The 26,948-nt window shown below is 65.9% G+C and carries 22 protein-coding genes; 8 read left to right on the forward strand and 14 right to left on the reverse strand.

Annotated features, from left to right (window positions below):
* Positions 1–42 precede the first annotated feature (42 nt).
* The 4 genes from argC to A1351_RS16255 all read right to left on the reverse strand — a co-directional run bounded on the left by argC (position 43) and on the right by A1351_RS16255 (position 3,396).
* Positions 43–963 carry an N-acetyl-gamma-glutamyl-phosphate reductase gene (gene argC / locus A1351_RS16240; protein ID WP_064033482.1) on the reverse strand — a complete coding sequence of 307 codons (921 nt, stop codon included), beginning with the start codon at positions 961–963 and terminating at the stop codon, positions 43–45.
* 85 nt (positions 964–1,048) lie between these two features.
* A complete protein-coding gene (rpsI, locus tag A1351_RS16245; RefSeq protein WP_024880560.1) occupies positions 1,049–1,531 on the reverse strand; it encodes a 30S ribosomal protein S9 in 483 nt (160 codons plus the stop codon).
* A 2-nt stretch (positions 1,532–1,533) separates the two neighbouring features.
* Positions 1,534–2,022 (reverse strand): 50S ribosomal protein L13, encoded by a 489-nt coding sequence (gene rplM, locus A1351_RS16250; RefSeq protein ID WP_024880561.1) that lies wholly within the window; start codon positions 2,020–2,022, stop codon positions 1,534–1,536.
* A gap of 159 nt (positions 2,023–2,181) precedes the next feature.
* On the reverse strand, positions 2,182–3,396 hold the full coding sequence (locus A1351_RS16255) for a cupin domain-containing protein (protein ID WP_064033483.1): 1,215 nt from the start codon (positions 3,394–3,396) through the stop codon (positions 2,182–2,184).
* A gap of 216 nt (positions 3,397–3,612) precedes the next feature.
* On the opposite strand from A1351_RS16255, the gene A1351_RS16260 reads away from it, so the two are divergent.
* A complete protein-coding gene (locus A1351_RS16260) occupies positions 3,613–4,224 on the forward strand; it encodes a transglutaminase-like cysteine peptidase (protein ID WP_245291666.1) in 612 nt (203 codons plus the stop codon).
* Positions 4,225–4,361: 137 nt separating this feature from the next.
* Positions 4,362–5,405: a Holliday junction branch migration DNA helicase RuvB gene (ruvB, locus tag A1351_RS16265; RefSeq protein WP_064033485.1), complete on the forward strand. Its 1,044-nt coding sequence runs from the start codon at positions 4,362–4,364 to the stop codon at positions 5,403–5,405.
* A 31-nt stretch (positions 5,406–5,436) separates the two neighbouring features.
* Here the strand turns inward: ruvB and A1351_RS16270 are convergent, their stop codons facing one another.
* Positions 5,437–6,114: a hypothetical protein gene (locus A1351_RS16270; protein ID WP_245291667.1), complete on the reverse strand. Its 678-nt coding sequence runs from the start codon at positions 6,112–6,114 to the stop codon at positions 5,437–5,439.
* Between the two features lie 231 nt (positions 6,115–6,345).
* Here A1351_RS16270 and A1351_RS16275 point away from each other — a divergent pair, with 231 nt between their 5' ends.
* The gene (locus A1351_RS16275) at positions 6,346–7,302 is read left to right on the forward strand and encodes a trypsin-like peptidase domain-containing protein (protein WP_024880566.1); all 957 of its coding nucleotides are present in this window, start codon (positions 6,346–6,348) and stop codon (positions 7,300–7,302) included.
* Positions 7,303–7,411: 109 nt separating this feature from the next.
* Here A1351_RS16275 and A1351_RS16280 read toward each other — a convergent pair whose 3' ends face one another.
* From A1351_RS16280 to A1351_RS16300, 5 genes are all read right to left on the reverse strand, one after another.
* Complete coding sequence (locus tag A1351_RS16280) at positions 7,412–8,833, reverse strand: TolC family outer membrane protein (protein WP_024880567.1); 1,422 nt, start codon at positions 8,831–8,833, stop codon at positions 7,412–7,414.
* Entirely contained in the window at positions 8,830–12,072 is a 3,243-nt protein-coding gene (locus tag A1351_RS16285) for an efflux RND transporter permease subunit (protein WP_024880568.1), read from the reverse strand. The genes A1351_RS16280 and A1351_RS16285 overlap by 4 nt, the downstream gene beginning before the upstream one ends.
* A 52-nt stretch (positions 12,073–12,124) precedes the next feature.
* On the reverse strand, positions 12,125–13,414 hold the full coding sequence (locus tag A1351_RS16290) for an efflux RND transporter periplasmic adaptor subunit (protein ID WP_245291668.1): 1,290 nt from the start codon (positions 13,412–13,414) through the stop codon (positions 12,125–12,127).
* A gap of 187 nt (positions 13,415–13,601) precedes the next feature.
* Positions 13,602–14,411 carry an outer membrane protein gene (locus A1351_RS16295; RefSeq protein WP_024880570.1) on the reverse strand — a complete coding sequence of 270 codons (810 nt, stop codon included), beginning with the start codon at positions 14,409–14,411 and terminating at the stop codon, positions 13,602–13,604.
* 504 nt (positions 14,412–14,915) lie between these two features.
* The gene (locus A1351_RS16300; RefSeq protein ID WP_064033487.1) at positions 14,916–16,226 is read right to left on the reverse strand and encodes a replication-associated recombination protein A; all 1,311 of its coding nucleotides are present in this window, start codon (positions 16,224–16,226) and stop codon (positions 14,916–14,918) included.
* Between the two features lie 224 nt (positions 16,227–16,450).
* Between A1351_RS16300 and A1351_RS16305 the strand changes: the two genes are divergently transcribed.
* The gene (locus tag A1351_RS16305) at positions 16,451–17,365 is read left to right on the forward strand and encodes a division plane positioning ATPase MipZ (RefSeq protein WP_064033488.1); all 915 of its coding nucleotides are present in this window, start codon (positions 16,451–16,453) and stop codon (positions 17,363–17,365) included.
* Between the two features lie 46 nt (positions 17,366–17,411).
* Here A1351_RS16305 and greA read toward each other — a convergent pair whose 3' ends face one another.
* Positions 17,412–17,879, reverse strand: a complete 468-nt coding sequence (greA, locus tag A1351_RS16310; protein WP_024880573.1) for a transcription elongation factor GreA — start codon at positions 17,877–17,879, stop codon at positions 17,412–17,414.
* A 31-nt stretch (positions 17,880–17,910) separates the two neighbouring features.
* A complete protein-coding gene (locus A1351_RS16315; protein ID WP_064033489.1) occupies positions 17,911–18,897 on the reverse strand; it encodes an MDR family oxidoreductase in 987 nt (328 codons plus the stop codon).
* Positions 18,898–19,081: 184 nt separating this feature from the next.
* On the opposite strand from A1351_RS16315, the gene A1351_RS16320 reads away from it, so the two are divergent.
* On the forward strand, positions 19,082–19,585 hold the full coding sequence (locus tag A1351_RS16320) for a Spy/CpxP family protein refolding chaperone (protein WP_064033490.1): 504 nt from the start codon (positions 19,082–19,084) through the stop codon (positions 19,583–19,585).
* 57 nt (positions 19,586–19,642) lie between these two features.
* Here A1351_RS16320 and A1351_RS16325 read toward each other — a convergent pair whose 3' ends face one another.
* Positions 19,643–20,653 carry a polyprenyl synthetase family protein gene (locus tag A1351_RS16325; protein ID WP_371441501.1) on the reverse strand — a complete coding sequence of 337 codons (1,011 nt, stop codon included), beginning with the start codon at positions 20,651–20,653 and terminating at the stop codon, positions 19,643–19,645.
* Between the two features lie 180 nt (positions 20,654–20,833).
* Between A1351_RS16325 and A1351_RS16330 the strand changes: the two genes are divergently transcribed.
* The gene (locus A1351_RS16330) at positions 20,834–21,595 is read left to right on the forward strand and encodes a tRNA1(Val) (adenine(37)-N6)-methyltransferase (RefSeq protein WP_064033492.1); all 762 of its coding nucleotides are present in this window, start codon (positions 20,834–20,836) and stop codon (positions 21,593–21,595) included.
* Positions 21,596–21,735: 140 nt separating this feature from the next.
* Entirely contained in the window at positions 21,736–24,264 is a 2,529-nt protein-coding gene (locus tag A1351_RS16335; RefSeq protein ID WP_064033493.1) for a TonB-dependent receptor, read from the forward strand.
* Positions 24,265–24,274: 10 nt separating this feature from the next.
* Here the strand turns inward: A1351_RS16335 and hemW are convergent, their stop codons facing one another.
* Positions 24,275–25,444, reverse strand: coding sequence for a radical SAM family heme chaperone HemW (hemW, locus tag A1351_RS16340; RefSeq protein WP_024880579.1), 1,170 nt, complete (start codon positions 25,442–25,444; stop codon positions 24,275–24,277).
* A gap of 158 nt (positions 25,445–25,602) precedes the next feature.
* Between hemW and A1351_RS16345 the strand changes: the two genes are divergently transcribed.
* A complete protein-coding gene (locus A1351_RS16345; RefSeq protein ID WP_024880580.1) occupies positions 25,603–26,838 on the forward strand; it encodes an OmpA family protein in 1,236 nt (411 codons plus the stop codon).
* Positions 26,839–26,948: the final 110 nt, after the last annotated feature.

The following is a 26,948-nucleotide window of genomic DNA, read 5'->3' on the forward strand; positions in this document are numbered from 1 at the left end:
ACATTCAAAACCGCGCCTATCGCTCGGCGCGGTCGAATGAAGTCAGCTCACGCTCTCCGACAGCATCAGCGACAGATTCTGCACGGCGGCGCCGGACGCGCCTTTGCCGAGATTGTCGAGCCGAGCGACGAGCAGCGCATGGCGGCTCTCCTCGCGCGCGAAGACGAAAATTTCGAGATCATTGGTTCCGCTCGAGGCGAGCGGATCGAGCCGGCCGGACTTCGGCGCCGGCATGACGCGCACATAAGTCGCGCCCGCATAGTGCCGCGCCAGCGCCGCCTCGAGATCCACAGCGCGAGGCCTCGCAGCGAGAGACTCGAGCTGGAGCGGAATCGAGACCAGCATTCCTTGATGAAAATTGCCGACCGAGGGCACGAACAGAGGCGGCGCGGCGAGCCGCGAATAGGCGGCGATCTCCGGCAAATGCTTGTGCTCGAGCGTGAGGCCGTAGAGCTCGAAGGCCGGCGCCTCGCCTTTCTCATAGGCGGCGATCATCTGCTTGCCGCCGCCGGAATAGCCGGAGACGGCGTTGATCGTCAGCGCATCCTGCGCGGCGATCAGCCCCGCATCGACGAGCGGGCGCAGCAGCGCGATCGCGCCCGTGGCGTAGCAGCCGGGATTGGCGACGCGACGCGCTGAGCGGATGGCGTCCGCTTGGCCGCGCGCGAGCTCGGGAAAACCATAGGTCCAGCCGGGCGCGACGCGATGCGCGGTGGAGGCGTCGAGAATGCGCGGGCCGGCGTCGCCCAATTCATCGGCGAGCGCCACCGTCTCCTTGGCCGCGGCGTCCGGCAGGCAGAGAATGGCGACATCGACGCGCGCGAGAATGTCGCGCTTGGCGGAGACCTCCTTGCGCAGCTCGGGCGCGATGGAGACGAGCTCCAAATTCTGCGCGTCCGCGAGCTTCTCGCGGATCTCGAGGCCCGTGGTGCCGCTGTCGCCGTCGATGAAGATTTTCGCCATTGGTCTTGGTTCCGATTCCCGTGAGACAAATAAAAAGGGCGGCTCGCGCCGCCCTTTGTCGCCCGTATCGCCGATCGAGAGATAATCAGCGCTTCGAGAACTGGAAGCTGCGGCGGGCTTTGCGCTTGCCGTATTTCTTACGCTCGACCACGCGCGAGTCGCGGGTCAAGAAGCCCTCGCGCTTCAGCGCGCTGCGGAGCTCGGGCTCATAATGGGTGAGCGCCTTTGCAAGACCATGACGCACCGCGCCGGCCTGGCCGGAGAGGCCGCCGCCGGCAACCGTGACGACGAGATCGTATTGGTCGACGCGATTGGCGACGCCGAGCGGCTGCTGCAGGATCATGCGCAGCACCGGACGCGCGAAATAGACGGCGACGTCGCGGCCGTTGACGGTGATCTTGCCCGTGCCGGGCTTGATCCACACGCGGGCGACGGCGTTCTTGCGCTTGCCGGTGGCGTAGGCGCGGCCGTATTTGTCGAGCTTCTGCTCATATTTCGGCGCGTCGGAAGCTGCTGCGACCGTCGCCTGATTGAGCTCGGAGAGAGAGGAAAGCGTGGTCTCGGCCATGGTCAGGCGCTCTTAGCGTTCTTGCCGTTGCGGGCATTCTTGGGATTGAGGGCGGCGACGTCCAGCGGCTCGGGAGTCTGAGCGACATGCGGATGTTCCGGCCCCTTGTAGACGCGCAGATTGCCGAGCTGCTTGCGGCCGAGCGGGCCGCGCGGCAGCATGCGCTGCACCGCCTTCTCGACGATGCGCTCCGGGAAACGGCCCTCGAGGATGAACTTGGCCGAGCGCTCCTTGATGCCGCCCGGGAAGCCCGTGTGGTGATAATAGACCTTCTGGTCGCGCTTGCGGCCGGTGAGGATCACCTTGTCGGCGTTCACGACGATAATGTTGTCGCCGTCGTCGACATGGGGGGTGAAGGTCGCCTTGTGCTTGCCGCGCAGACGCAGCGCGATGAGGCTGGCGAGGCGGCCGACGACGAGGCCCTTGGCGTCGATCAGCACCCATTTCTTCTGCACTTCGGCGGGCTTCGCCGAATAGGTCTTGCCAAACATGGGAGAGCTATTTCCGTTCTTTACGGGTCCACGCCCGTGGGATCGCTGCGTGATAAGCGACCGCGCCGCCCCTGTCAAACGGAATCGGGCGCCCGTGAGCGCCCGAAAAGCCTGCATTTCCCGGCGATAGACCGAATAGGTATTATCATACCTGCGATCTCACGGCATGACGATGGGCTTGCCGCGCGGGAATTTGGCGATCGTCGCCTCGTCTATGTTCAAATGCTGGGCGACCATGGCCGGCGGCGTATGGGTCAGCCAGTCGGTGAGCGATACGTCGCGGAAATGCGCGGCGCGGAACACCTCGAGAAATTGCAGCTCCGTATCGCCGACATTCTGCACGTAATGCCCATGGGCGCGCTTCACATAGCCTATGTCGCCGGCGTGGAAATCCTGCGTCACCGCCTTCGGCCCGGCGTCGAACAGCGTCATGCGGCCATGGCCTTTGATCCAATATTGCCATTCGTCGCCATTGGGATGCCAATGCATCTCGCGCAGCGCGCCCGGCGCGAGCGTGACCAGCGCCGCAGCTATGGTGGAGGAGACCTTGAAATTGTCGCTGTCGGCGACGCGCACCTCGCCGCCTTTGGTCTTCTTGGCGGCGGCGCTGCCTTTCAGCGAGAATGTATAGGGATAGGGCGGCGCCCCCTCCCCTTGCGCCGATGAGGCCTGATCCGCGGCCAAGGGACCGGGGACCTCGCCTTGGAAAATATAGAGCTGATTGAGTGGGATATTGGCGAAGGTCTCGGCCGGCAGGCCGAAATTGGCGGCGAGAATCTCGGGCGGCGTATGGGCGATCCAGTCGGTCACGAGCAAGGTGTTGTATTCGGTCGCCTTGCCGTCGTCGAAACAGAGCAGGAACTCGCAGCCGTCCGGCCCCAGCCCCTGCAGCGAATGCGGCTGGCCGGCGGGGAAATACCAAATGTCCCCTTCCTTCACATCGGAGACATAGGCGCGGCCCTGATCGTCGAGCACGGTGATGCGGCAGGAGCCATAGGAGACATAGCCCCATTCGGCGGCGAGGTGCCAATGCATCTCCCTTATCCCGCCGGCCGTCAGCCGCATATCGACGCCGGAAATCTCCTCGGCGATGGCGAAATCATATTGCGTCACCTGCCGCGCCCAGCCGCCGTTCTGCACGCGCTTCGGCGCATTGTTGAAGGAGGCCCAGAACATGGGCATGTCGCTGACGTCGGTGGGCGGCGGAAACTGAGCCGAAGGAAACTGCCCGCCGATCGCCTCGCTGCGGGGGCCGGGATCGGTGAGGCTGGCCTTGTTCTGCGCATTGATCGCGCCCTGGGGCGGAAGATCGGGATTGCCGAAGGAGGGGATCGGGCGGCGCGCGGCGGTCTCGCGCTTCGATGCAGTGGCCATGTGCTTCTTTCTCCGGGGAAAAGGGAAGGCGACCGCTTCTGTCAGATTGCGCCGATAGCGCGAGGGTCAACGGCACGGTGAAAAACGCGGCGATCGCTAAAATCCGAGCGTTCAAATTGGCGGGCGGGCAAAAAGGCCTCGCGCATTCTCGGCCTCGATGGCGAGGGACGCCGCGGCGGCGGGCTGCGGCGCTCCACGCCGGCTTCGGGGGGTCGCGTGGCCTATTTCCTCATTCGCGTCTTGAGTCCGCTCGCTCTGGCGCTCATCGTCTTCAGCGCCTCGGCCGCGCGCGCGGAGGTTCCGCGCGCGAGCTTCGTCGTCACCGGCGAGCCGACCTCCATTCCCTATGGCTGGATGGATTTTTGCGGCCGCCAGCCGCAGGAATGCCGACAGACGGTCCTGCCCGCCGCCGATCTCGATCTCTCGCGCGAAGCCTGGGCGCGGCTGAACGAGATTAATCGCGCGGTGAACGCCGCGATCCAGCCGCTCTCCAATCTAGAGCATTGGGGCACGATGGCCGATCATTGGGATTATCCCATCGACGGCAAGGGCGACTGCAAGATCTACGCGCTGCAAAAGCGCCGGCTGCTGATGGAAATGGGCTTTCCCCGCCAGGCGCTCTTGATGACGATCGTGCGCGACAAGAACGACCAGGGCCATGCGATTCTGACGGCGCGCACCAATCGCGGCGATTTCATCCTCGACAATCTCACCGACGAGCTGAAGCCCTGGGACGCGACCGGCTATCGCTTCGTGAAGCGCCAGTCGCAGCAAGACCCGAATGTGTGGGTGACGATAGAGACGCGGCGGCGGGTGGGCGCGCGATAACGACCGCAAATTCCCTCTCCCGCGAGTGGGAGAAGGAGACTCGCCTCTTTTTTCAAGGACTCTTATTTCGGCTACTGCTCCTAGCGTATAGTCCCCCTGCGCCTCTCAGCGCATCGACGCAATCGGAGCCCGATTCTTTGACCACCCCTCCCCGCCGGCTGGTGACGCCCGAAAAACGCGACGACGATCCGGATGTCTCGCTACGTCCGCTCTCGCTCGGCGATTTCACCGGCCAGGAGGCGGCGCGCAAGAATCTCAAAATCTTCATCGAGGCGGCCAAGACGCGCGGCGAGGCGCTCGATCATGTGCTGCTCGTCGGTCCGCCCGGCCTCGGCAAGACGACCATGGCGCAGATCGTCGCCCGCGAGCTGGGGGTCAATTTCCGCTCCACCTCCGGCCCGGTCATCGCCAAAGCCGGCGATCTCGCGGCGCAGCTCACCAATCTCGAGCCGCGCGACGTTCTCTTCATCGACGAGATCCATCGCCTCAATCCGGCGGTCGAAGAAATCCTCTATCCGGCGATGGAGGATTTCCAGCTCGATCTCATCATCGGCGAGGGGCCGGCGGCGCGCTCGGTTAAGATCGATCTCGCCAAATTCACCCTCGTCGGCGCGACGACGCGCGCCGGCCTGCTGACGACGCCGCTGCGCGATCGTTTCGGCATACCGATCCGGCTCAATTTCTACACGGCGGAAGAATTGGAGCTGATCGTGCGGCGCGGCGCGCGCGTGCTCGGCGTCTCCATGAGCGAGGATGGCGCGCGCGAGATCGCGCGGCGCTCGCGCGGCACGCCGCGCATCGCCGGCCGCCTGCTGCGCCGCGTGCGCGATTTCGCCATCGTCGAGAATGCGGGACAAATCACGCGCGAGCTCGCCGACCGCTCGCTGGCTCTGCTCGAGGTCGACAGCATCGGCCTCGATGTGATGGACCGTCGCTATCTCGAGATGGTGGCCGTCAATTTCGGCGGCGGCCCGGTGGGGATAGAGACGATCGCCGCCGCGCTCTCCGAGCCGCGCGACGCGATCGAGGACATCATCGAGCCGTTTCTGCTGCAGCAGGGCTTTCTGCAACGCACGCCGCGCGGCCGCCTGCTGACGCCGCACGCCTTCCGCCATCTCGGCCTCGCCGAGCCGTCGCGCCCGCCGGCGCAATTCGGAATGTTCGACGAAGAGGAAGATTGAGCGAGGGCCGCTTCCCCAAGCTCTCAATCATTCACTCACGCACGGCCGCCGCGTCGAAATCCAGCAGCTCGTTCGTATAAGTCTCGCGCACTTCCGAGATCGGCTTGCCGTCGCCGCCATGCACGATGGCGCGATGCTCGAACAGCGCGTGCGGCGGATCGAGGTCCGCCTTCTTCGGCCGCGCACGCATGATCGCCTCGCGCGTCTCGCCCTCCCAGCCCGGAGGCAGCGGCGACCATCGCATCTCCGCCGAGAATGTGCGGCGGAAAGGACGCAGCGGCGCGATCACCTTGCCGAAGGGCGCGTCGCTCGTCTCGAGCGCGCGATTCATCTCCGGCGTCAGCCGCGACGGCACATACCAATTATCGGCTTCCGAAAGCGTATGCTCGCCGCAGCGCAGCGCCACGCGGCGATATTTCACGGGCTCCTGCGCGCCGACGGCCAAGCGCTCGCGCTGCTCGGCGCTCGGCTCGGTGATGGCGCCCGACGCGACGCGCGCGACGATCTTCGGCTCCGCGGCCATGTGATGGTCGGCGCACCATTTCTCCAGCACCAATGTGGCGCTGCGGCCGGCGAGCAGTTCGGCGTTCAGCGTCTCGACCAGCGCCAGCGCCTCGAGACGGCCGACGAAATCATCCGGCCAGGGCGCGCGCGCCAATGCCGGCGCCGCCGACAGAAAAGCGAGCCCCGCGAAAGCCGCTCGTCTCATCCTCGCTCGCATCACAGCGCTCCTCCGCCCGGTCTCGATGTGAATAGCGCAAGCAGCCGCCCCTGTCCCGCGCCGCAGACGGCGGCGATTTCGCGGCGGCCGTGTCGCTGCGTGGCGACTCTGTGACGCTTCGAAGGTATTCCGGCGAAGTCCGTGTTTTTGCTTACTGCCAAGCTTGTGAACCGCAATGCCCTCGCATAGTCCTAGTCACGAACGAGACAAGAGGACGCGATGAAGAACGTCGAATATCGTCTTTTCGCGGCTGCCCTTTGCTTGGCGGCTGCGCCACTATCCTCCTCCACCGCGGAAGCCGGCGTCACCCAGCAGGCGAAATTCTCCGCCGCCGCGCGGCTGGAGCCGACGAAAGTGCTGGTGCTCGGCTCCGAGCGCCGCGCCAACGCCGACCAATACGCCGCGCGTCAAAAGCTCGACGCCGGCTCGCTGAAGCAGTCGCACGCAGCTTCCGGACTCATCCAATGCGGACGCGCGCATGGCGCCGGGCAGCTGACGCTCTCCAACAATGTCATCACCACTGCGGCGCATGTCTTCTTCGACGAGCGCGGCGCCAAGCGCGCGCGCGTCTGCCAATTCGTCACCGAGGTGGATGGCAAGAAGCGTCGCATAGCGGTTGATATGTCGTCGATCGTCGCCGGCTCCGCCAAGCCCTACGCCGTCAAGGCGATCAATGATTGGGCGGTGGCGCGGCTCGCGCAGCCGCTCGACGATGTGAAGCCCTATGAGCTCGCCGATCAGCTCGCCGTCGAGCAGACGGTGGAGTTCGTCTCGCGCGGCCATTCCGATTGGCGCGACGCCGAGACAATGTCCTTCGAGGCCTGCCGCCTGCGCGCGCAGACCAATCAGCTGAAGGGCGGCGCGCGCGAGTTCGCTTTCGATTGCGGCACTGGCGACGGCGCCTCCGGCGGCGCGGTTCTCGCGGGCGAGCAGCGCGCCAAGCTCGGCGCCATTCTGGTCGGCTGGCGCAGCAATGATCCCTCGCACATCGGGCCTTATTCGACGTCGAATTACAATTTCGTCGTCTCGGTCGAAGGCGCCTTCCGCGAGGCGGTGCTCGCCGCCGCCGGCAATGGAACGCCGCCCGCCACCGCCAGCGCGACGCCCGCCGGCGAGAAGGCCGAGGGCGACAAGGCTGCGGACAGCGAGCAGCGCCGCTCCGCCGGCCGCGACTGACAGCAAAGGGATTTGCGAGCCTGAAGGCTCGCGGTCCAGGGCGCGGGTCGGACCGCGAGCCTTCAGGCTCGCATCCCGGACCACGCATTCAAAACGCCCGGCGTCGCTCTCAGCGGCCGCCGGGCGTTTCGATTCCGCCCCCGATTCCGCCCCATGAGTCCTTCACCGCATCGAAATGCGCGGAAGCGTCATAGGCCGCGACGGAGAGGCCGAGCTGCTGCGCCGACAATCGGCCCATCGCCGCCAGCACGGCGTAGGAGGCGACGACCCGGTCCCGCTGCGCGACCACCAGCGCCAGACGCGCGCCGAGCAGCTCCTGCTGCGCGTTCAAAATCTCCAGCGTGGTGCGCTTGCCGGCCTTGGCCTCCTCGCGCACGCCCTCAAGCGCGCGCTCGGCCGCGGCGATCTGCGCGCTGGCGGCGGCGATCTGCGCCTTGGCGGCCTGCAGCCCGCCCCAATTGGCGCGGGTCAGCGCCATCAGCTCGGCGCGCGCGGCGTCGACGTCGAATTTCTTCTGCCCCGCCGTCTCTTTCGCCTGGCGCAGCCGCGCCGAGGTCCCGCCGCCGGAATAGATCGGCACGGATAATTTGCCGAGCACTTGCGCGCCGAGCGCGCGATTGCCGCGGCCGTCGATATCGGACTCGGTGTAGACCTTGCCGACCATGGAGAGGCTGGGCAGAAAATCGCTCTCGATCACCCTTATGTCGAGATCGGCGGCCTCGGCGTCATGCTGCGCCGCGCGCACCACCGGATGCTCGGCGAGCGCGATGCGCTCCGCCGCCTCGCGCGATTTCGGCAGCAGGCGATCGATCGGCTCGGCCGGCGCGAGGCGCCGCGCCTCTGCTCCCATGATTTGCGCATAACGCGCGAGGCCGGCGTCGAGCTCGGCGCGCGCCGTCGCGGCTTGCGAGCGGCCGGCGGAGAGGCGCGCCTCGGCTTGCGCAATGTCGGTCGGCGTGATCTCGCCGGCCGCATAGCGCTCCTTGGTCTGGCGCAGCTGCTCCTCGAGCACGGAAACATGGTTCTGCTGCAAGCGCAGCGCAGCGGTGTCGCGTAGCACGTTCATATAGACGGAGACGGCCTCGAACAGCAGGCGCTGCTCCATGAGCCGCAGCCGCTCGCGTCCCGCATGCACATTGGTCTGCGCGGAAAGCGCGGCGTTATGCGTGCGAAAGCCGTCGAACAATGGCTGCTCGACGCTGAGCACGGCGGAACGCGGCGGCCCGCCGCGATTGTTCTGAATGCTCTCGACCCAGAGCGGCTCGAGACGATTGCCATTGTCGTATTCGAAGGACTTCTGCACCGAACGCCGCCGCTCGACGCCGAGAAAGGCGTCGGTCCTCACGCTGGGGCGGAATTGCGCGAGCGCGCGCGGCACATTCTCGTCATTGGCGCGCTGGCCGGCGCGCGCGGAATTGATCGTCGGATTGAGCTCATAGGCGCGCGCCAGCGCGCCGGCGAGGGTTTCTCCCGAGGCGGCGGCCGGCGTCAGCAGAGCGAGCCCCAGAGCGAAGACTGAAACGCCTCTCATGCGTCGGCGCCTCGCGGCTCGGCGACGACATCCTCCTCCGGCGCAACAACCGCTTCATCGCGGCCGAACAGCGCATAGAGCGCCGGCAGCACGAAGAGCGTGAGCACCGTCGCGCTGACCAGCCCGCCGATCACCACTGTCGCAATGGGCTTTTGCACCTCCGCGCCCGTGCCGGTCGCAAAGGCCATGGGCAGAAAGCCGAGCGAGGCGACGAGCGCCGTCATGGCGACAGGACGCAAGCGCGTCATCGCGCCTTCGACAATGGCCTCGCGTGGCGCGCGCCCCTGCTGCACGAGCTGCAGAATATAGCTGCGCATGACGAGGCCATTGAGCACGGCGACGCCGGAGAGCGCGATAAAGCCGACCGCGGCGGAGACCGACATGGGCATGCCGCGCAGCCATAGCGCGGCGACGCCGCCGGAGAGCGCCAAAGGCACGGCGCTGAACACGATGAGCGCGTCGCGCGCCGAGCCGAGCGCCGAATAGAGCAAGAGGAAAATGAGGAAGAAGCACAGCGGCACGACGAGAACGAGCTTTTGCCGCGCGGCGGCGAGATTCTCGAACTGGCCGCCCCAGGAGAGCCAATCGCCGGCGGCGAGCGTGACTTTCGCTTTCACCTTATCCTGCGCCTCGGAGACGACGGAGGCGATATCGCGCCCGCGCACATTGGCGGTGACGACGACGCGGCGCTTGCCATTCTCGCGCGAAATCTGGTTCGGCCCCTCATGGAAGGAGAAGGAGGCGACCTGCTTCAGCGGCACGGTGCGCGTCTGCCCCGTGTCGTGTCCGCGCACGGAGACGGGCAGATTCTCGAGCGCGCGAATGTCTCGGCGCAATTCGTCCTTCAGACGCACGATGATCGGAAAGCGCCGATCGCCCTCGAAGACGACGCCGGCGCGCTGACCGCCGACAGCAGCGCCGATGACGTCCTGCACTTCCGCGACGCTGAGGCCGAGATGCGCGATCTCGGTCTTGTCGATCTTGATCTCGAGGAAGGGCAAGCCCGCGATCTGCTCGACCTTCACATCCTCGGCGCCGGAGACGCCGCGCAGCACGCCGGCGATCTGCTCGGCCTCCTTGACCATAGAGTCGAAATCCTCGCCGAACACCTTCACCGCCAGATCGCCGCGCACGCCGGCGAGCAGCTCGTTGAAGCGCAGCTGAATGGGCTGCGAAAACTCATAGAGATTGCCGGGCAGCTCGGAGACATGGCCGTCGATGCGGCGGATCAGCTCCTCCTTGGGGAGCTTGGGATCGGCCCATTCGTCGCGCGGCTTCAAGAAAATATAGGTGTCGGTGAGATTGGGCGGCATGGGGTCCGTCGCCGCCTCCGCCGTGCCGGTCTTGGAGAAGACATAGGCGACCTCGGGCGCGCGATGAATGGCGTTCTCGACGTCGTTCTGCATCGCCTGCGATTGGGTGAGCGAGGCGCTCGGAATGCGGCCCGCCTGCATCGCGAGATTCTTCTCGTCGAGCGTCGGGATGAACTCCTGGCCGAGACGCGCGGCGAGCAGCAGCGCCAGCAGAAAAGCGCCGGCGCCGATGGCGATGGGCCTGCGCGGCGACGCGATGGCGCTCTGCAAGCGCGGCAGATAGGCGCGCTTCAAGGCGGCGATGAATTTGTTCTCGCTCTCCTCGACGCGGCCGGAGACGAGAATGGCGATCATCGCCGGCACGAAGGTGAGCGAGAGAATGAAGGCGGCGGCGAGCGCCAATATCACCGTCAGCGCCATGGGGTGGAACATTTTGCCTTCGACGCCCGAAAAGGACAGCAGAGGCACATAGACGAGAATGATGATCGCCTGGCCATAGACGGTCGGTCGGATCATCTCCACGGCGGAGGCGATCACCGTCTGCAGCCGATCCTCGAGCGAGAGCGCGCGGCCGAGCGCATGGCGCCGCTCGAAGAGATGACGCAGGCTGTTCTCGGCGACGATCACCGCGCCATCGGCGATCAGGCCGAAATCCAGCGCGCCCATGCTCATGAGATTGGCGCTGATGCGGCCATAGACCATGCCGGTGGCGAGCAGCAGCATGGTGACGGGAATGACCAGCGCCGTAATCAGCGCCGCGCGGAAATTGCCGAGCAGCAGAAACAGCACGACGATGACCAGCAGCGCGCCCTCGGCGAGATTGGAGGCGACCGTGCGGATCGTCGCATCGACGAGCACGGTGCGGTCGAGAATCGTCTTCGCCTCTATCCCCGGCGGCAGCGACGCCCTTATGACGTCGAGCTTGGCGCCGACGGCGGCGGAGACCGAGCGGCTATTGCCGCCGATCAGCATCAGCGCCGTGCCGATGACGACCTCCTCGCCATCCATGCTGGCGCTGCCGACGCGCATCTCGCGGCCTATGCCGACCTCGGCGATGTCCTTCACGCGCAAAGGCACGCCATTGCGCGTCGAGACAACGACGCGTTCAATATCGTCGATCGTCTCCAGACGGCCGCCGCTGCGCACCACATAGCCTTCGCCATTGCGCTCTATATAGCCGGCGCCGCGGCTCTGATTGTTGCGCTCGAGCGCCGTCGCCACATCGCCGAAGGAGAGGCCGAGCGAATAGAGCTTCATCGCATCGGGCCGCACGTCGAACTGCTTCACAAAGCCGCCGAGGGAATCGATGCTCGCTATATTGGGCACGGTTTTGAGCTGCGGCTTGACGATCCAATCCTGCACCGTGCGCAGATAGGCGGCGCGCTCCAGCTCGTTGCGCAAGAGCTGCCCATCCGGCGTCAGATAGGAGCCGTCATTCTGCCAGCCCGGCTCACCGTCGAGATATTTGCGGCCCGGCGTCTTCGGCGCATAGCGGATCGCCCACATGTAGATTTCGCTGAGGCCGGTGGCGATCGGCCCCATGCGCGCCTCGACGCCGACGGGGAAATTCTCCTTGGCTTCCGCGAGCCGCTCATTCACCTGCTGGCGCGCGAAATAAATGTCGAGCTTCTCGGCGAAAACGGCCGTCACCTGCGAGAAGCCGTTGCGCGAGAGCGAGCGCGTATATTCGAGGCCGGGAATGCCGGCGATCGCGTTCTCTATCGGGAAGGTGATCTGCTTTTCGACCTCGGTCGGCGACAGCGCCGGCGCGATGGCGTTGATCTGCACCTGATTATTGGTGATGTCCGGCACGGCGTCGATCGGCAGGCGATCGAGCGATGAGGCGCCAATGAGGCAGGCGAGCAGAGTCAGCAGCGCGACGAGCCAACGCTGGCGAACCGAAAAGGCGATGCAACGCTCGATCATCTACTGTCACACATTCCCCGTCGCGCGCCGCCGTCATCGACGAGGCGGGCGGTCAGTCCAACCCTTCGAGCCGCGACTTGCCGAGCTCCGCCTTCAGCACGAAGACATTGGTCGCGGCCGCCTGCTCTCCCTCCTCGATCCCGGAGACGATCTCGATCGCCTCATTGTCGCTCGCCCCGGTCTCCACCTTGCGCTTCACGAAGCCTTCGGGCGTGCGCACGAAGATGACCGTCTCGCCCTCGAAAGTGAGCAGCGCCGAGCGCGGCAGGCGCAGCCGCACGTTCTTCTCCTCGAGGGTGATGCGCGCCGTCATCGCCGTGCCGGGACGAAGCGCGAAATCCGCATTGGCGAAAGAAGCGACGGCGCGGCCGGAATGCGTCTCGTGATCGAGCATGGGGCCGATGAAGACGATGCGGCCCGCGGCCTCCTCCTCGCCGTCATGCGAGAGGCGCACGCTCTGCCCCTCGCGGGCCGACGGCAAATCGGCGATGGCGACGGCGATATCGGCGAAGACGGTGGAAAGATCGGCGACGACATAGATCTGCGCATCACCGCCGACCGGCTGGCCGAGATCGGCGCGGCGCTCGATCACCTTGCCGGCGATGGGCGCGCGAATCTCCTTGCGGCGCAATTCGCCGACCGGCTGGCCGGCGAGAGCGGCGATCTCGCCTTCCGAGAGATCGAGCGCGGCGAGCTTCTGGCGCGCCAGCTCGACGCGGAGCCTCGCCTCCTCATAGGCGCCGCGGGCTTTCAGGAAATTCTGCTCGGCGGAGATCTTCTTGTCGAAGAGCCCCTTCTCGCGCTGGAACAGCGCCGATTGCAGATCGAGGCCCACTTTGGCGGCGAGATAGTCGCTCTTGGCGTCGGCGACCTCGCGGCTCTCGACAATGGCGATCACCTCGCCTTTCTCGACCGGATCGCCGAGCCTCTTGCGCAATTCTGCGACCGCGCCGACGACCTTGGCGGCGACGCGACCGATGCGGTCGGGATCGACCGAGACGACGGCGGGAGCCGCTACATCGCGCGTCAGCACGCCGGGGGCCGCCGCGACCGTGGCGATCTTGGCGGCGGCGATCTGCTCGGCCGTCAGCTTGACGAGGCCCTCCGCGCCCTTGGCGGCAGCGCTCTCGGCGGCTTTCTCGCCAGCGGCGAGCAACGCGCGAATCGGCGCGGAGATTTGCGGAAACAGCGAGCCGAGCATGGCGCTCGCCAGCAGCGCGGCGACGAGCCGCAGAGCGCGCGAGCGCCCCGAATTAGAAGTGCTCCAAACGGGAATGACGCTCGGCCGTCGCGCTTCTGCGTCGGTCGGAACGACGTCGGATACCGCCAGTCGGCGGAGCAAGTGGGCCAAGTCTCGCGCGCGCATCTCAAGACTTCTTTAACCCGTACGGCCGGCTGCGTCCACGCCAGAGCGCCGGAAAAATGGGCGCCGCGCCTGCTTCTCGAACAGGAATCACGCGCAGGACTCACGCGAACGAAAAAAGCCCGGCGCGATGCGCCGGGCTCCTCTCCCCCAATCTCGGAAGAGATCAGTATTTCGCGACCACCGGAGCCGGCGCGCCGAACAGATTGCAGTGATAGTTCAGGCCGACGCGAACGGAGTGGAACGTGTTCTCCACGCCGCGCTGGCCGACGAACAGCACCGGCGGGAAGGTCGGGGTTCCGATCGCATTGCCGCGCTCGAGCTCCGTATAGAGATACTCGACCTTGGCCGACCAGCTCGGCAGGAAGGCCCATTCCACGCCGCCGCCGGCGGTCCAGCCGGTGCGCGTGCCGGACTCGGAGCCGAAGGCGGCGAAGCCGGCGCCATCCGCATAAGAGAAGGTCGTCGAGCCCTGGCCATAGGCGAAGCCGCCCGTGCCATAGACCAGCAGGGTCGGCAGAACGGCGTAGCCGACGCGGCCGCGCACCGTGCCGAACCAGTCGAGACGCTGATTCACGGTCACGCCGGACGGCAGCAGGCCGAAGCCGAAGCCGCCGGTGGAGCCCTTCAGATCGGCGCCCTGGAAATCGGCCTCGAGGCCGACCACGAAGCCCGTGCCGGCGAACTGATAATTATAGCCGAGCTGCACGCCGCCGAGCACGCCGTCGGCGTTGGAGGCGCCATAGGACCAGGCCGAAACCGGCAGCAGGCCGAAGGACGACAGGCCGCTGACATTGTTATTGTCGGTCCAGCCATAGCCGATGTTCACGCCGGCGTAGACGCCGGTCCAGCTGAAGGCCGGCGCGGCCGGAGCGACGAAGGCGGGCGCGCCCTTCTGCGACGGAAGGTCGGCCGCGAAAGCCGGAGCGGCGGCGATGGCCAGCGCGATAGCGCCAACGGCGGAAAGAGTCTTCATAGGTTCCCCTCACAGGATCAGTGCGACCGTCGCTCGTGTCCGTTGCGCCCCCCCGACGCCGGAACCGAGCGGCCGCTGGTGTTGCCGATCGAGCGTGATCTAGGCCCCGGTGCAAAGCCGCGTCAACGCTGGCAGCGCCAATTTGCTTCGTCGCTGCTCCGATTTCATTATGGTTGTGACAATTTCGTCACATTGAATACGCTCTATCGAAATCTATGCTTGACATCTTCGAATGCGCAGATTTCCACTTGCGCGAATCGTGATAGTGTCTAATTTATATAATATTATCAATTATATAATACAGAGGCCACGACGCGCCGCAGCAGCGGAGGCGCAGAGGCGGCCGCCGAAGACGACGAGCGCCATAGAGGCTCGAACAGCGAATGTGAACAAGCGCTTGAAGATAAGTCGCGGCGCGATGGAAGCATCGGAGATGAATATCTCGCCCCGTGCAGCGAGTTTCACCATCCGAGAACGACTCTTCTTTCAATGATTTGCGCGCTGTCAGCCGCCGCGCCGCTCGCGCCGCAGCCGCTCCCAATAGTCGAGCCGCTTGGCGATCTCGCGCTCGAAGCCGCGCTCCACCGGGCGGTAGAGATTCTGCCGGCCGAGCGCCTCCGGCCAATAATCCTGGCCGGAGAAAGCGTCCGGCTCATCGTGATCGTAGCGATAGCCCTCGCCATAGCCTTCGCTCTTCATCAATTTGGTCGGCGCATTGAGGATGGTCTTGGGCGGCATGGGCGAGCCGCTCTCCTCGGCGAGGCGGCGAGCGGCCTTATAGGCGACATAGCCGGCGTTGGATTTGGGCGCGGTCGCCACATAGAGGACGGCCTGCGCGAGGGCCAGCTCGCCCTCCGGGCTGCCGAGAAAATCATAGGCGTCCTTGGCGGCGTTGGCGACGACCAGCGCCTGCGGATCGGCGAGGCCGATATCCTCCACCGCCATGCGGACGATTCGCCGGGCCAGGAACAACGGATCCTCGCCGGCGACCAGCATTCGCGCGAAATAATAGAGGGCGGCGTCCGGGTCCGAGCCGCGCACGCATTTGTGCAGCGCGCTGATGAGATTGTAATGGCCCTCCTGCGCCTTGTCGTAGATAGGCGCACGCCGCTGCACGATCTCGGCGAGCCGGGCGCGATCGAAGACCTCGCCCTCCCCCGCCGCGCGCCAGACATCCTCGGCGAGGGTCAAAGATGCGCGGCCGTCGCCATCGGCCATGGCCACGAGAGCGGCGCGGGCGTCCTCATCGAGCGGCAGGGGCTTGCCCTCGGCCTGCTCGGCGCGCTGCAGCAGCTTCTCGATCGCCTCGGCGCCCAGCGATTTGAAGGTCAGAACGCGGGCGCGCGACAACAGCGCGGCGTTGAGCTCGAAGGAGGGATTTTCGGTCGTCGCGCCGATGAGCGTGACCGAGCCGTCCTCCATCACCGGCAGGAAGGAATCCTGCTGGCCGCGGTTGAAGCGGTGAATCTCGTCGACGAAGAGCAGCGTCCCCTGCCCCATGGCGCGGCGGGCGCGCGCCGCCTCGAAAGTCTTTTTCAAATCGGCGACGCCGGTGAAGATCGCCGAGATTTGCACGAAGGAGAGATCGGTCTCATGGGCGAGAAGGCGCGCCACCGTCGTCTTGCCGGTGCCGGGCGGCCCCCAGAAGATCAGCGAGCCGATCGAGCCGGAGCGGATCGCGCGCGTCAGCGCTCCGTCCGGGCCGACGAGATGGTCCTGGCCGGCGACTTCCTCCAGCCGCTGCGGACGCAGGCGGTCGGCCAGCGGATGCGGCGCATTGCGATCGAGCCCGGCGGCGGCGAACAAATCACTCATGGGACGCCTTTATAGACGATCGTCGGCGCCGACGCCCCGCCCGCGCGCCCGCGCCGGCTTAGTTCGTAGTTTCCGAACCTTTACCTTTGCCGGGGCCTATTTAACCGCCGGTTAACCATTCGGAGGCTATTACGATTCTGTAAAATTCTAGCGACCTTCCCCTGTTCTCTCGTGGCGTCCTGGCGGCGTAGGAGCCCTAAACTTTCAACCACAGGTCGATCAGCATGCGCACTATCGCATTCGTCACGCAGAAGGGCGGCGCCGGAAAGAGCACGCTCGCTAGCAGCATCGCCGTCGCCGCAAGTTGCGCGGGCGAACGTGTTTTCATTATCGATTTGGATCCGCTCCAATCATTGGTCAAATGGTCGAAGGCGCGTGAGGCGACCGACGTTCCGGTCGAGCATGTGCCGCCGGCCAAGCTCGGCAAAGCGCTCGCCGCGCTCGAGAAGAAGGGCGTCACCCTCGTCGTCATCGATGCGCCCGGCGCCGACAGCGAATATTCGGACGCCGCCATTCGCGTCGCCGATCTCTGCATCATTCCCGCGCGCCCCAATGTCTTCGATCTGTGGGCATGCGAGCTGACCCGCGCCAGCATCAAGGACAAGAAGAAGGATTACGCCTTTCTTCTCAACCAGTGCCCGCCCGCGCAGCAGAACGCCCGCGTCGATCAGGGCGCGCAAGCGCTGCAGTCGATCGGCGCGCTGCTCTCCCCCATGGTCTCGGCGCGCGTCGATTATCAGGAGGCGGCCCGCCTCGGACTCGGCGTCTGCGAGCTCAATCCGGAGGGCGTCGCCGCCCAGGAGATGCGCGAATTGTGGCAGTCGGTGAAGCGCCGCCTCAAGAAGGGCTTCACGCCCGTGGCCGCCGCCAAGCCGGAGACGAAGGCGGAAGCTCCGGCCAAGGTCGAGGCGAAGCCTGCCGTCAAGGCGGAAGCCAAGGTCGAGGCCAAGGCGGAGGCGAAGCCTGCGGCCAAGGTCGCCGCCAAAGCGCCCGAGAAGGCCGCGCCCGCCAAGCCGGAGAAGGTTGCGGCCAAGGTGGAGCCGCAGCCCGCAGCGCGCAAGCAGACCGCCGCCGAGGCCGCTGCCGCCGAGAAAGCCGCCAAGCCGCAGGCCAAGCCCGCGGTCAAGAAAGCGGCCTGACGCAAAGACGAACCGCGCGGTCGCCGCGCGGTTCCTCGCCCAAAAGTCAGCCGATCTCGACGATTTTGGCGCTGTGGTGGATCACCTCGACGCCATCGCCGACGCTCTTGCCGAGCAGCGCCTTGGCGAGCGGCGCGACATAGGGGATGAGCCCTTTGGCGGGATCGGCCTCGTCCTCGCCGACCAGGCGAAAGCTCTGACGCTTGCCGGTCTCGTCCTCAATGACGATGCGATGGCCGAAGCGCGCCTGCTCGTGATCGGCGATCGGCCGCACGACCTCGGCGGTGGCGCGCCGCGCCGACCAATAGCGCAGATCGCGCGCCGCCCGCGCCACGGCGCCCTTGTCGTCCTTCGCCTGCGCCGCATCGAGCTCCCCATGCAGACGCGCGAGCTCCGCATCGATCATCGCGAGGCCCTCCGGCGTGACGAGATTGCGATACGGGCTGATGGGACGATCGGGCAGCTCCTGGCGGAGCTCGTCGTCGTCCTGCTCTTTGGTGAAGGCGCTGCTCATTTCATCACGTCCTGTTCGACGCCGCTGCGCGTCAACCGATCTCGATCACCAGCCGGCCTCTGATCTTGCCGGCGACGATCGATCGCGCGCGCTCGAGCGCCTGCGCGAAAGGCGCCGTCTCGGTCATTCTCGCGAGCAATCCTTTGTCGAGATCGCGCGCCAATCGTTCCCAGCCCATGCGTCGCAAGGGCAGACTGGGCCGAACGCTTTCGACGCCGATGAGCGAAACGCCGCGCAGGATGAACGGCGCGACAGTCGTCGGCAGCTCCATTCCCTGCGCATTGCCGCAGGCCGCGACGACGCCGTCGATCGAGGTCTGCGCCAGCACATTGGCGAGCGTCACCGAGCCCACCGTATCGACGCCGCCAGCGAAGCGCTGCTTTTGCAACGGCTTGCCGGGAACGGAAAGCTCGGCGCGATCGACGATCTCCGACGCGCCCAGACCTTTGAGATAGGATTCTTCCTCGGGACGTCCAGTGGATGCGACGACACGCCAGCCGAGCGCCGCCAGCAGCGCCACCGCCACGGAGCCGACGCCGCCCGCCGCGCCCGTCACCACCACCGGCCCGCGCGAGGGCTCGAGCCCCTGTCGCTCCAAGGCCATCACGCAGAGCATGGCCGTGTAGCCGGCGCTGCCGATCGCCATCGCCTGATGCGGCGTCAGCCCCTGCGGCAAATGCACCAGCCAATCGCCGCTGACCCGCGCGCGCTGGGCGAAGCCGCCGTAATGCTGCTCGCCGAGCCCGCAGCCGCCGGCGATCACTTGCTCGCCCGGCCGGAAATTCGGATGGCTCGAGCGCGTGACGACGCCCGCGAAATCGACTCCCGGAATCATCGGAAAGCGCCGCACCACCGGCGCCTTGCCGGTGACGGCGAGGCCGTCCTTGTAATTGACGGTGCTGTGCGTGACCGCGACATCGACGTCGCCCTCCATCAGCTCGCTGTCGGCGAGCTGCGCATAGGCGGCGCGATAGCCGGCCTCGTCCTTGTCGATGCGTATGGCGGTGAATGCGCTCACTGTTCCAAGTCTCCTCTCTCGCCGAGACGCGACGTGGCGCGCCGCCATCCGTGTCTATACGTAAAACTCTATGTAAACGAAAGGTTTCTAAAGCAGGACATTACCAAACATTAAGTTGCTTTTCGGCTGCCGAGAACGAATTGTCTAAGCGTCAAGTCCACCCATTCCCCCCAGGTGAACGCTCATGAAGAAACATCTCCTCGCCGCCGTCGCTGCGGTCGCTCTCACCCTTCCGCTCTCGGCTGGAGTCTTTGCAGAGCCGGCTCCCGGCGAGCATCATCATCCCCAATTCTCGCAGGAGGATCATGCCGCCTTCACCGACGCCAAGATCGCCGCTCTGAAGGCCGGCTTGAAGCTCACCCCCGCCCAGGAGAAGAACTGGCCGGCGGTGGAAGCCTCGCTGCGCGATATCGCCAAGGCGCGCGCCGCCCGCTTCGCCGAGGCCAAGGACAAGATGAAGGAAATCCACGAGCATCGCAGCGTGATCGAAGGCTTGCAGTGGCGCTCCAAGGCGCTCGCGGCGAAAGCCGCCGAGACGGAGAAGCTCGCCGAGGCGGCCAAGCCGCTCTTCGACAGCCTTGACGACGCCCAGAAGCGCCGCTTCGCCGTTCTGCTGCATACGATCGCCAAAGGCCCGCATCACGGCCATGAGTGGGGCGGCCCGCACGACGGCCCCGAGCACGACTGACGCTTCTCTAGAAACCTCGACGCCCCGCACGGCATTCGCCTGCGGGGCGTTTTCGCGTCAATAGGCGCGCTCGACGCAGAAATCGACGACCTCGAGCAGCGCCGACTTCCACGGCGAGGCCGGGAAAATCTCCAGCGCATCGCGCGCGATGGCGCCGTAGTGGCTCGCCCGCTCGACCGTGTCCTTGATGGCGTCGTGCTTTTTCATCAGCGCGCAGGCGCTCTCGACGTCGCCGTCGTTGATCTCGCCCTTCTCCAGCGTGCGGCGCCAGAACTCGCGCTCCGTCTCCGAGCCGCGGCGGAAGGCGAGCACGACCGGAAGCGTGATCTTGCCCTCGCGGAAATCATCGCCGACATTCTTGCCGAGCTTGGACGATTGTCCGCCATAGTCGAGCGCATCATCGATGAGCTGGAAGGCGATTCCGAGATTCATGCCATAGCTGCGGCAGGCCGCCTCGTCAGCCTTGGAGCGGCCGGTCAGCATGGGGCCGACCTCCGCCGCAGCGGCGAACAGCTCCGCCGTCTTGGAGCGGATGACCGCCATATAGGCGTCCTCGGTGGTCTGCGTGTCCTTGGCGGCGTTGAGCTGGAGAATCTCGCCCTCGGCGATGACAGCGGCGGCCTGCGACACGACGGAGAGGCAGGAGAGCACGCCGGGCTCGACCATCATCTTGAAGGCGTGGCCGAGCAGAAAATCGCCGACCAGCACGCAGGTCTCATTGCCCCACAGCATTCGCGCGGCGATCTTGCCGCGGCGCATGTCGCTCTCGTCGACGACATCGTCGTGCAGCAGAGTGGCCGTATGCATAAACTCTATGCCGGCGGCGAATTTGATGTGACCGTCGCCCTGATAGCCGGACATGCCGGCAGTGGCGAGCACGAGCATCGGCCGCAGGCGCTTGCCGCCCGCAGAGATGAGATGATTCGCGACCTCGGGGATGGTCGTCACGTCCGAGCCGGTGCGCTGCAGGATCAGCTGGTTGACGCGCTGCAGATCGGGGCCGATCAGCGAAAGCAGATTATCGAGGCCGGCGGACTTTTTTTCCTTTTCCTCCAGCGGTATGACGATGCCCACGTAGACCCCTTTGGCTTGCCTCTGTCGAATGTGAAGGGAACTTAAGGCTTTGCAGGTCTCGCGGCAAGCCGGGATGCGCGCAGGCGCCTCCCGCGCCAAAAGCCTCGCCCGCTCCGCGGCTCGTCGCTGCGGAGGCGGCGTGTCCTCCACGCGCAGACCAAATCGGCGCAGATCATGAGCGCGCCCGCCGCGCCGCGCGCCGACGGCTTTCTCGGCGGCAAATTGCGGCTGCTGCAGCCCTCGCGCGGCCATAGGGTGGGAACCGACGCCATTCTGCTCGCCGCCGCCGCGCCACGCGCGCTCGGCGGCCTTTTGCTCGACATAGGCGCCGGCGTCGGCGCCGTCGGCCTCATCGCCGCGCTGCGGGCGCCGCTGGCGACGATCGGCCTCGTCGAGATCGACGCTTTGTCCGCTTCGCTCGCGCGCGAGAATGTCGCGGCCAATGGTCTCGGCGAGCGCGCGCGCGTTTTCGAATGCGATGTCCTCTCCGCCGCCGCGCGCCGCGCCGCCGGGCTCGAGGGCGCGAACGCCGATCTGATCCTCACCAACCCGCCCTATCTCACGCCGGGCCGCGCGCGCGTCTCTCCCGATCCGCGACGCGCGCTCGCCCATGTGAGCGCGGGCGGGCTGGAGCCCTGGCTGCGCGCCTGCGTCGCGCTGCTGCGCCCGGGCGGCGCGCTCGTGATGATCCATCGCGCCGACGCCCTGCCCGATTGCCTCGCCGGCGTCGGCGCACGGCTCGGCTCGCTCGCACTATTGCCGATCGCACCGCGCGAGGGCGAAGCGGCGACGCGCATGCTGCTGCGCGGCGTCAAAGGCTCGAAGGCGCCGCTGGCGCTCTACCCGCCGCTGATTCTGCATGGCGCCGACGGCGCCTTCACGCCAGAGGCCAAGGCGCTCCATCGCGGCGACGGCGAGCTGCCTTGGCCGTTCTAGGCTATCACATAAGTATATACCACAGATGGACTAATTGTTGCGGCATAGCTGAGACTGTGGCTATATTCTAGGTATCTCTACGCAGTCGCGCTGCTCGGCAGGCGCTAAAATCACATTTTTCTAGTATGTTAGAGGCACTAATGCACTATAAGCGGCTCGTCGGACGCAATCCATCGCTCGAGGCTTCCAAGCTCGTTCTCGCTCTCATTCTCGCGGCTTCCGCCTCACGCGACGCTGCGCGCGCCCAAGCGGCGCCGGAAACTGCGCAAATCCAGGACGTGCGCGTCGGCGCCGACGTCAATGACGCAGGACTGACGCGCCAAGAGGAGAAGGTCCTCGTCAAGACGCCGCGCTCCGGCGATTTCGTCAGCGGCCAGAAGGCGCAGGTCGAGCATTTGGAGCGGCTGTCGGATTTCTCGCAGCTCGTTCCCAATTATCGTCCGAACGTCTCCAACCCGCAGACATCCCGCCCCGCCATTCGCGGCGTCGGCCAGGGCGCCGGGACCGGCAATGGCTCGGAGAACGACACCGGCTTCATCATCGACAATGTGTTCTGGAAGGCCGTCGGCTTCCAATGGTCCGATTTCGTCGAGATCGAGAATTTCGAGCTCGGCCTCGGACCGCAGGGAACCGCCGGCGGCAAGAACACCACTGTCGGCAACATCATCGTGCGCACGCAGCTGCCATCCTTCGAGCGCAAGGCGACATTCGAGACCTCCTTCGGCAATCACACGCATCTCATCGAGAAGCTGAATGTGACCGGGCCGATCATCGACGAGAAGCTCGCCTATCGCGTCACCTTCTTCTACGACAAGGACAATGGCTTCGTGAAAGACCAGGTCACGGGCGCAGGCATTTCTAACGCCAATCGCTGGGGCGCGCGCGGGCAATTATATTACGTCGGCGAGGACGTGACGGACAGGCTCATCTTCAGCTATGCGCGATCGGCCGAATACAACAATAACAATAGCGGCCCCTTCTCCGACTCGCTGCAGATTTTCGCCAATGGCACAGTGGCGTCGAGCTATTCCTCGACGCTCTTCAGGCGGCTCGGCCGCATGGTCCTCACTTTCGATCGCTATCGCCCCTATTACACTCATCTCGGCACGCTGAGCTCGCGCACGATCACCGCCTCCAACGAGCTGAATTGGCAGATCGGCGAGAACACATTCACCTCGATCTCCGCCTGGGGCGAGTTCCGCCTGCTTCCCTACAATAATACCGGCAATCAGCTGATCGACATCAGCGACAGCCACACTAATCAATGGACCGATCAATTTTCGCAGGAGTTTCGCCTCACCTCGCCCAAGGATCAGCCGCTCGAATGGAGCGTCGGACTCTTCGGCCTCTATGAGAAGGTCTTCAACTACAGCGAAACGGAATATGGCTCGGACGCCGCGCAATGGTTCGGCACGCCGACGACCGACAAAGGTCTGCTGTGGGGCGTCGATTATCATACGAACGGCAAGGCGCTGACGATCAACGGCGCCGCCTATGGACAGGCCACCTATCACGTCGACGAGCAGCTCGCTCTGACCTTCGGTCTGCGCAACGGCTATGAGGTGAAGGGCGGATCGAATTTCGGCTGGATACAGCCCGGCTATCTCAGCGGCAATTTCACCTTACAGCAATTGGCCAACGCCGTGCGCGGCGCCAGCTCGACCCAGCAATTCTTCGACACCGGCGGAACGTCGAAGGGCGCCAATCTGCTGACCGGAATCTTCAATCCGTCCTATCGCTACAACGACAATATATTGGTCTATGGGCTCGTCGGGCGCGGCGAGAAGGCATCCGCCGTCAATTTCGCCGTTCCGATCTACGAATCGACCAACGCCTTCAAAGGATTTCAGCCGATCCTCACCAAGCGCGAAGTCTCCTGGGACTATGAGCTCGGCGCCAAGACCAATTGGTTCGACGGCAAGCTCATCGCCAATATCAATCTCTATTGGAACGATCTCTATAATTTCCAATCCAATCAGACCGACACCAGTTATGTCGACGCGACCGGCGCGCCCATCCGCTCCACCTATCTCGGCTCCGTCCCGCATGTGCGGCTGAAGGGCGTCGAATTCACCGGACGGTGGAATCCGATCGAGCGCTTGTGGATCAACGCCTCCGGCGCCTTCACAGAGGCGCGCTATGTGAGCTATCCCGACGCGGCGCCGCCGGCGGACTGGATTTGGACGACCAATATCAACGGGGTGAAGCCGCCGCTCACCATCTCGCGCTCGAACACGCGCTGGGAGAATCTGCCGATATGGGCCTTCAACATCGGCGCGAATTACGAGCATCCGCTCGGCGCCGCCTTCGCCGAATGGGGCGAATGGACCAAGCAGCCTGTGACGGCCTTCGGCTATGTCAATGCGAGCTGGTCGGACAAGATCCTCTTCACCAGCCCGGTCGCGACCAATACTTATTGGCAGGCGCCCTTCACCATTCTCAACACCGGCTTCGGACTGCGCAGCGACGACGAGCGCTGGAGCATCTCGTTCTGGGTGAAAAACCTGCTCGATCGCCGCGAGGTCACCAACGCCACGACCTCCACCAACACCAACGCCGCCAACAACAATAGCGGCTGGTCGCCCGGCTCCGCGACGACGCCCGCGACGATGGCCTTCACCAATCAGCCGCGCAGCTTCGGCGGCAGCCTGCTGGTGAAGCTCTACTGAAGCGCAGCTCTCACGCCGCGAGATCGGCCACCACCGCGTCGAGCACGGGAAACCCTTCCGAGCTCACGCGGATGCGATTGTCGCGGGTCAGCTCCACGAGCCCGTCGCCGATCAGCTCGGCGACGCGCGATTGCGACAGCTTCTTGCCGGTGAGGGCGAAGAAGCGCGCGGGATCTATCCCCTCGCGCAGGCGCAGGCCCATCAGCAGAAACTCGTCACCCTCCTGCTCCGCGGACAGCAGATCGTCCTCGACGAGGCCATGGCCCTCCGTCTCGACGCAGGTGAGCCACATTTCCGGATGCTTCTCGGTCGCTTGGGCGCGGCGGCCGCGCGGCGTGATGAGCCGCCCATGCGCGCCGGGGCCGACGCCGGCATATTCGCCATAGCGCCAATAGACGAGATTATGCCGGCATTCCGAGCCGGGCCGCGCATGGTTGGAGACCTCATAGGCCGGCAGGCCGGCGCGGGCGGTCACTTCCTGCGTCACGTCCCATAGCGCGCGCTGCGTGTCGACATCGGGCAGATCGAGCTTGCCGGCGTCCACCATGCGCTCGAACATCGTCTCCGGCTCAATGGTGAGCTGATAGAGCGAGACATGCTCCGTCACCCGCCCCAGAGCGAGTTCCAGCTCCTTGCGCCAGGCCGCCGGCGTCTGCTGCGGACGGGCGTAGATCAGATCGAACGAGGTGCGCTCGAAAATCTTATTGGCGACATCGAGCGCGGCGAGCGCCTCCGCCACCGAATGCTGGCGGCCGAGCGCGCGCAATTCTATGTCGTTGAGCGCCTGCACGCCGAGCGAGGCGCGATTGACGCCAGCCGCCTTGAAGCTGCGGAAGCGCGAGGCCTCGACGCTGGTGGGGTTCGCCTCGAGCGTGACCTCGCAATCGGCGGCCATGGGCCAATGATCGGCGATCGCTCGGAGGATCGCCTCCAGCGTGGATGGGAGCATCAGCGAGGGCGTGCCGCCGCCGAAGAACACCGAGCGCACCTCGCGTCCCGGCGCCAGCGCGGCGCGATGGGCGATCTCCGTGCGAAAGGCGTCCACAAAGCGATCTTCATCGACCTCGCCCTTGCGGACGTGGCTGTTGAAGTCGCAATAGGGGCACTTCGACAGGCAGAACGGCCAGTGCACATAGACGCCGAAGCCCGGGTCGAACGCGTTTCGAATCGTCGCAGCCATGGGGGCTTTATGCCACGGTAGGCCGAGAAGGTCACGCTGCTGAAACGCGGCCGGAAGCTTTGCCGGGACGAATGGTTTCGCATTGCCGCATTGAAAGGCGTGAAAGCGGCGTTAATTGCCGCTTCGCGGGACGTCCCGCTCGAGATGCCGCGCTGGACATGACCTATTTTCTCAGCTTTTACGGACTTTGGCTCGCCAGCGCTTTCCTCGTCGGCGCCCTCTCCGGCCTCGCCAGCCTGCGCCGTGCGGACGACGATCCCTCGTTGCTGCGCGAAGGAGACTTCTTCCTCGCGCTGACGCTGTGCCTCGTCGCCATTCTCGCCAAGGCCGCGCTCGGCCGCTTCGCGCTCTATCTCGAGGGCGTGTTCGCGCTCTACGCCGCCTTTCTGGCCGGGCTCGGCGCGGCGGCGCTGTGGTCGGGGCCGATCGCGCGCGATCATCTCGGCTGGCGCATCGGCGCCGGCATGGTCGCCGTCATCGCCATTCTCGCCAATAGCGAGGCGGCCAAGAGCCTCGAGGATGCGCTGGGGCATCGCCTCGGCTCGCTGGTGCAGCGGGAGGGCGGCGATCCTTTGAATTTCGAGGTCAGCGGCCGCGATGTCTTCCTGCCCGCCGACGCTTCCGGCCATAGGGCGCTGGCCGAGCGGCTGGCGAGCGCCGCCGGCGTGCGGACGGTCTGGTGGGTAGACTCCCTCTCGCCAGACGCCGCCTCCCAGCGCGAGGAGGCGCTCGCCGCCGTCTCAGCGGAGCAGGACGCCCATCGCGCCGCCGCGGCCGCCTGGGCGGAGCGCGAGCAGGAGCGTGTCGCCGCCGCCCTCGCCGCGCGGCCCCGGCTGGTCGAGGCGCCGTCTCCCCCCAAAAAAGGCCGCAAGGACAAGATCGCCGAAGGCCGCTCGGCCGAGCGGTCCGCGCCCCCCGCCGCGCCGCCGCCGCCGCCGCCGCCGGCCGCGCTCGTCTGGAACAGCCCCAATGACCCGACGCTGCCGGCGCCGGAAGGGCCGAGCCTGCCGCCGCCCGCGTCCGCCGAGGAAAGCTCGCCCTGCCGCACGGCGCTCGCGGCGCTCGCCGCATCGGACAAAATTCGCTTCTCGGCCAAGAGCGTCGCGCTCGGCGCGGGGGCGGAGAAATTCCTCGCGCGGCTCGCCGGCTCGCTGAAGCAATGCCCGGATGCGACGCTCGAGCTGCGCGGCCATTCGGACTCGGTCGGCTCGCCCGAGGACAAGCGCGATTTGTCACAGCGCCGCGCTCGCGCGGTGTTCGACTATCTGCGCCGCATCGGCGTCTCGCGCGAGCGGCTGACCAGCGCCGGCGTCGGCGACGAGCAGCCCATTGTCGCGGGCGATGATCCCGCGAGCCGGGCGGAGAATCGGCGGGTGGAGATTCTGCTGCGCTGAAGCGCCCGCTTTTGTCGGAGCTTCGGCGCGAGCGACGGCCTCGCCGCTTCGCTCGAATCTCCCCAAAATGCAATGGAGCCTTGGATCGAGGCCAGGGCGCTCGGGTGAAG

The sequence above is a fragment of the Methylosinus sp. R-45379 genome, from assembly GCF_001644125.1.
Lineage (GTDB): Bacteria > Pseudomonadota > Alphaproteobacteria > Rhizobiales > Beijerinckiaceae > Methylosinus.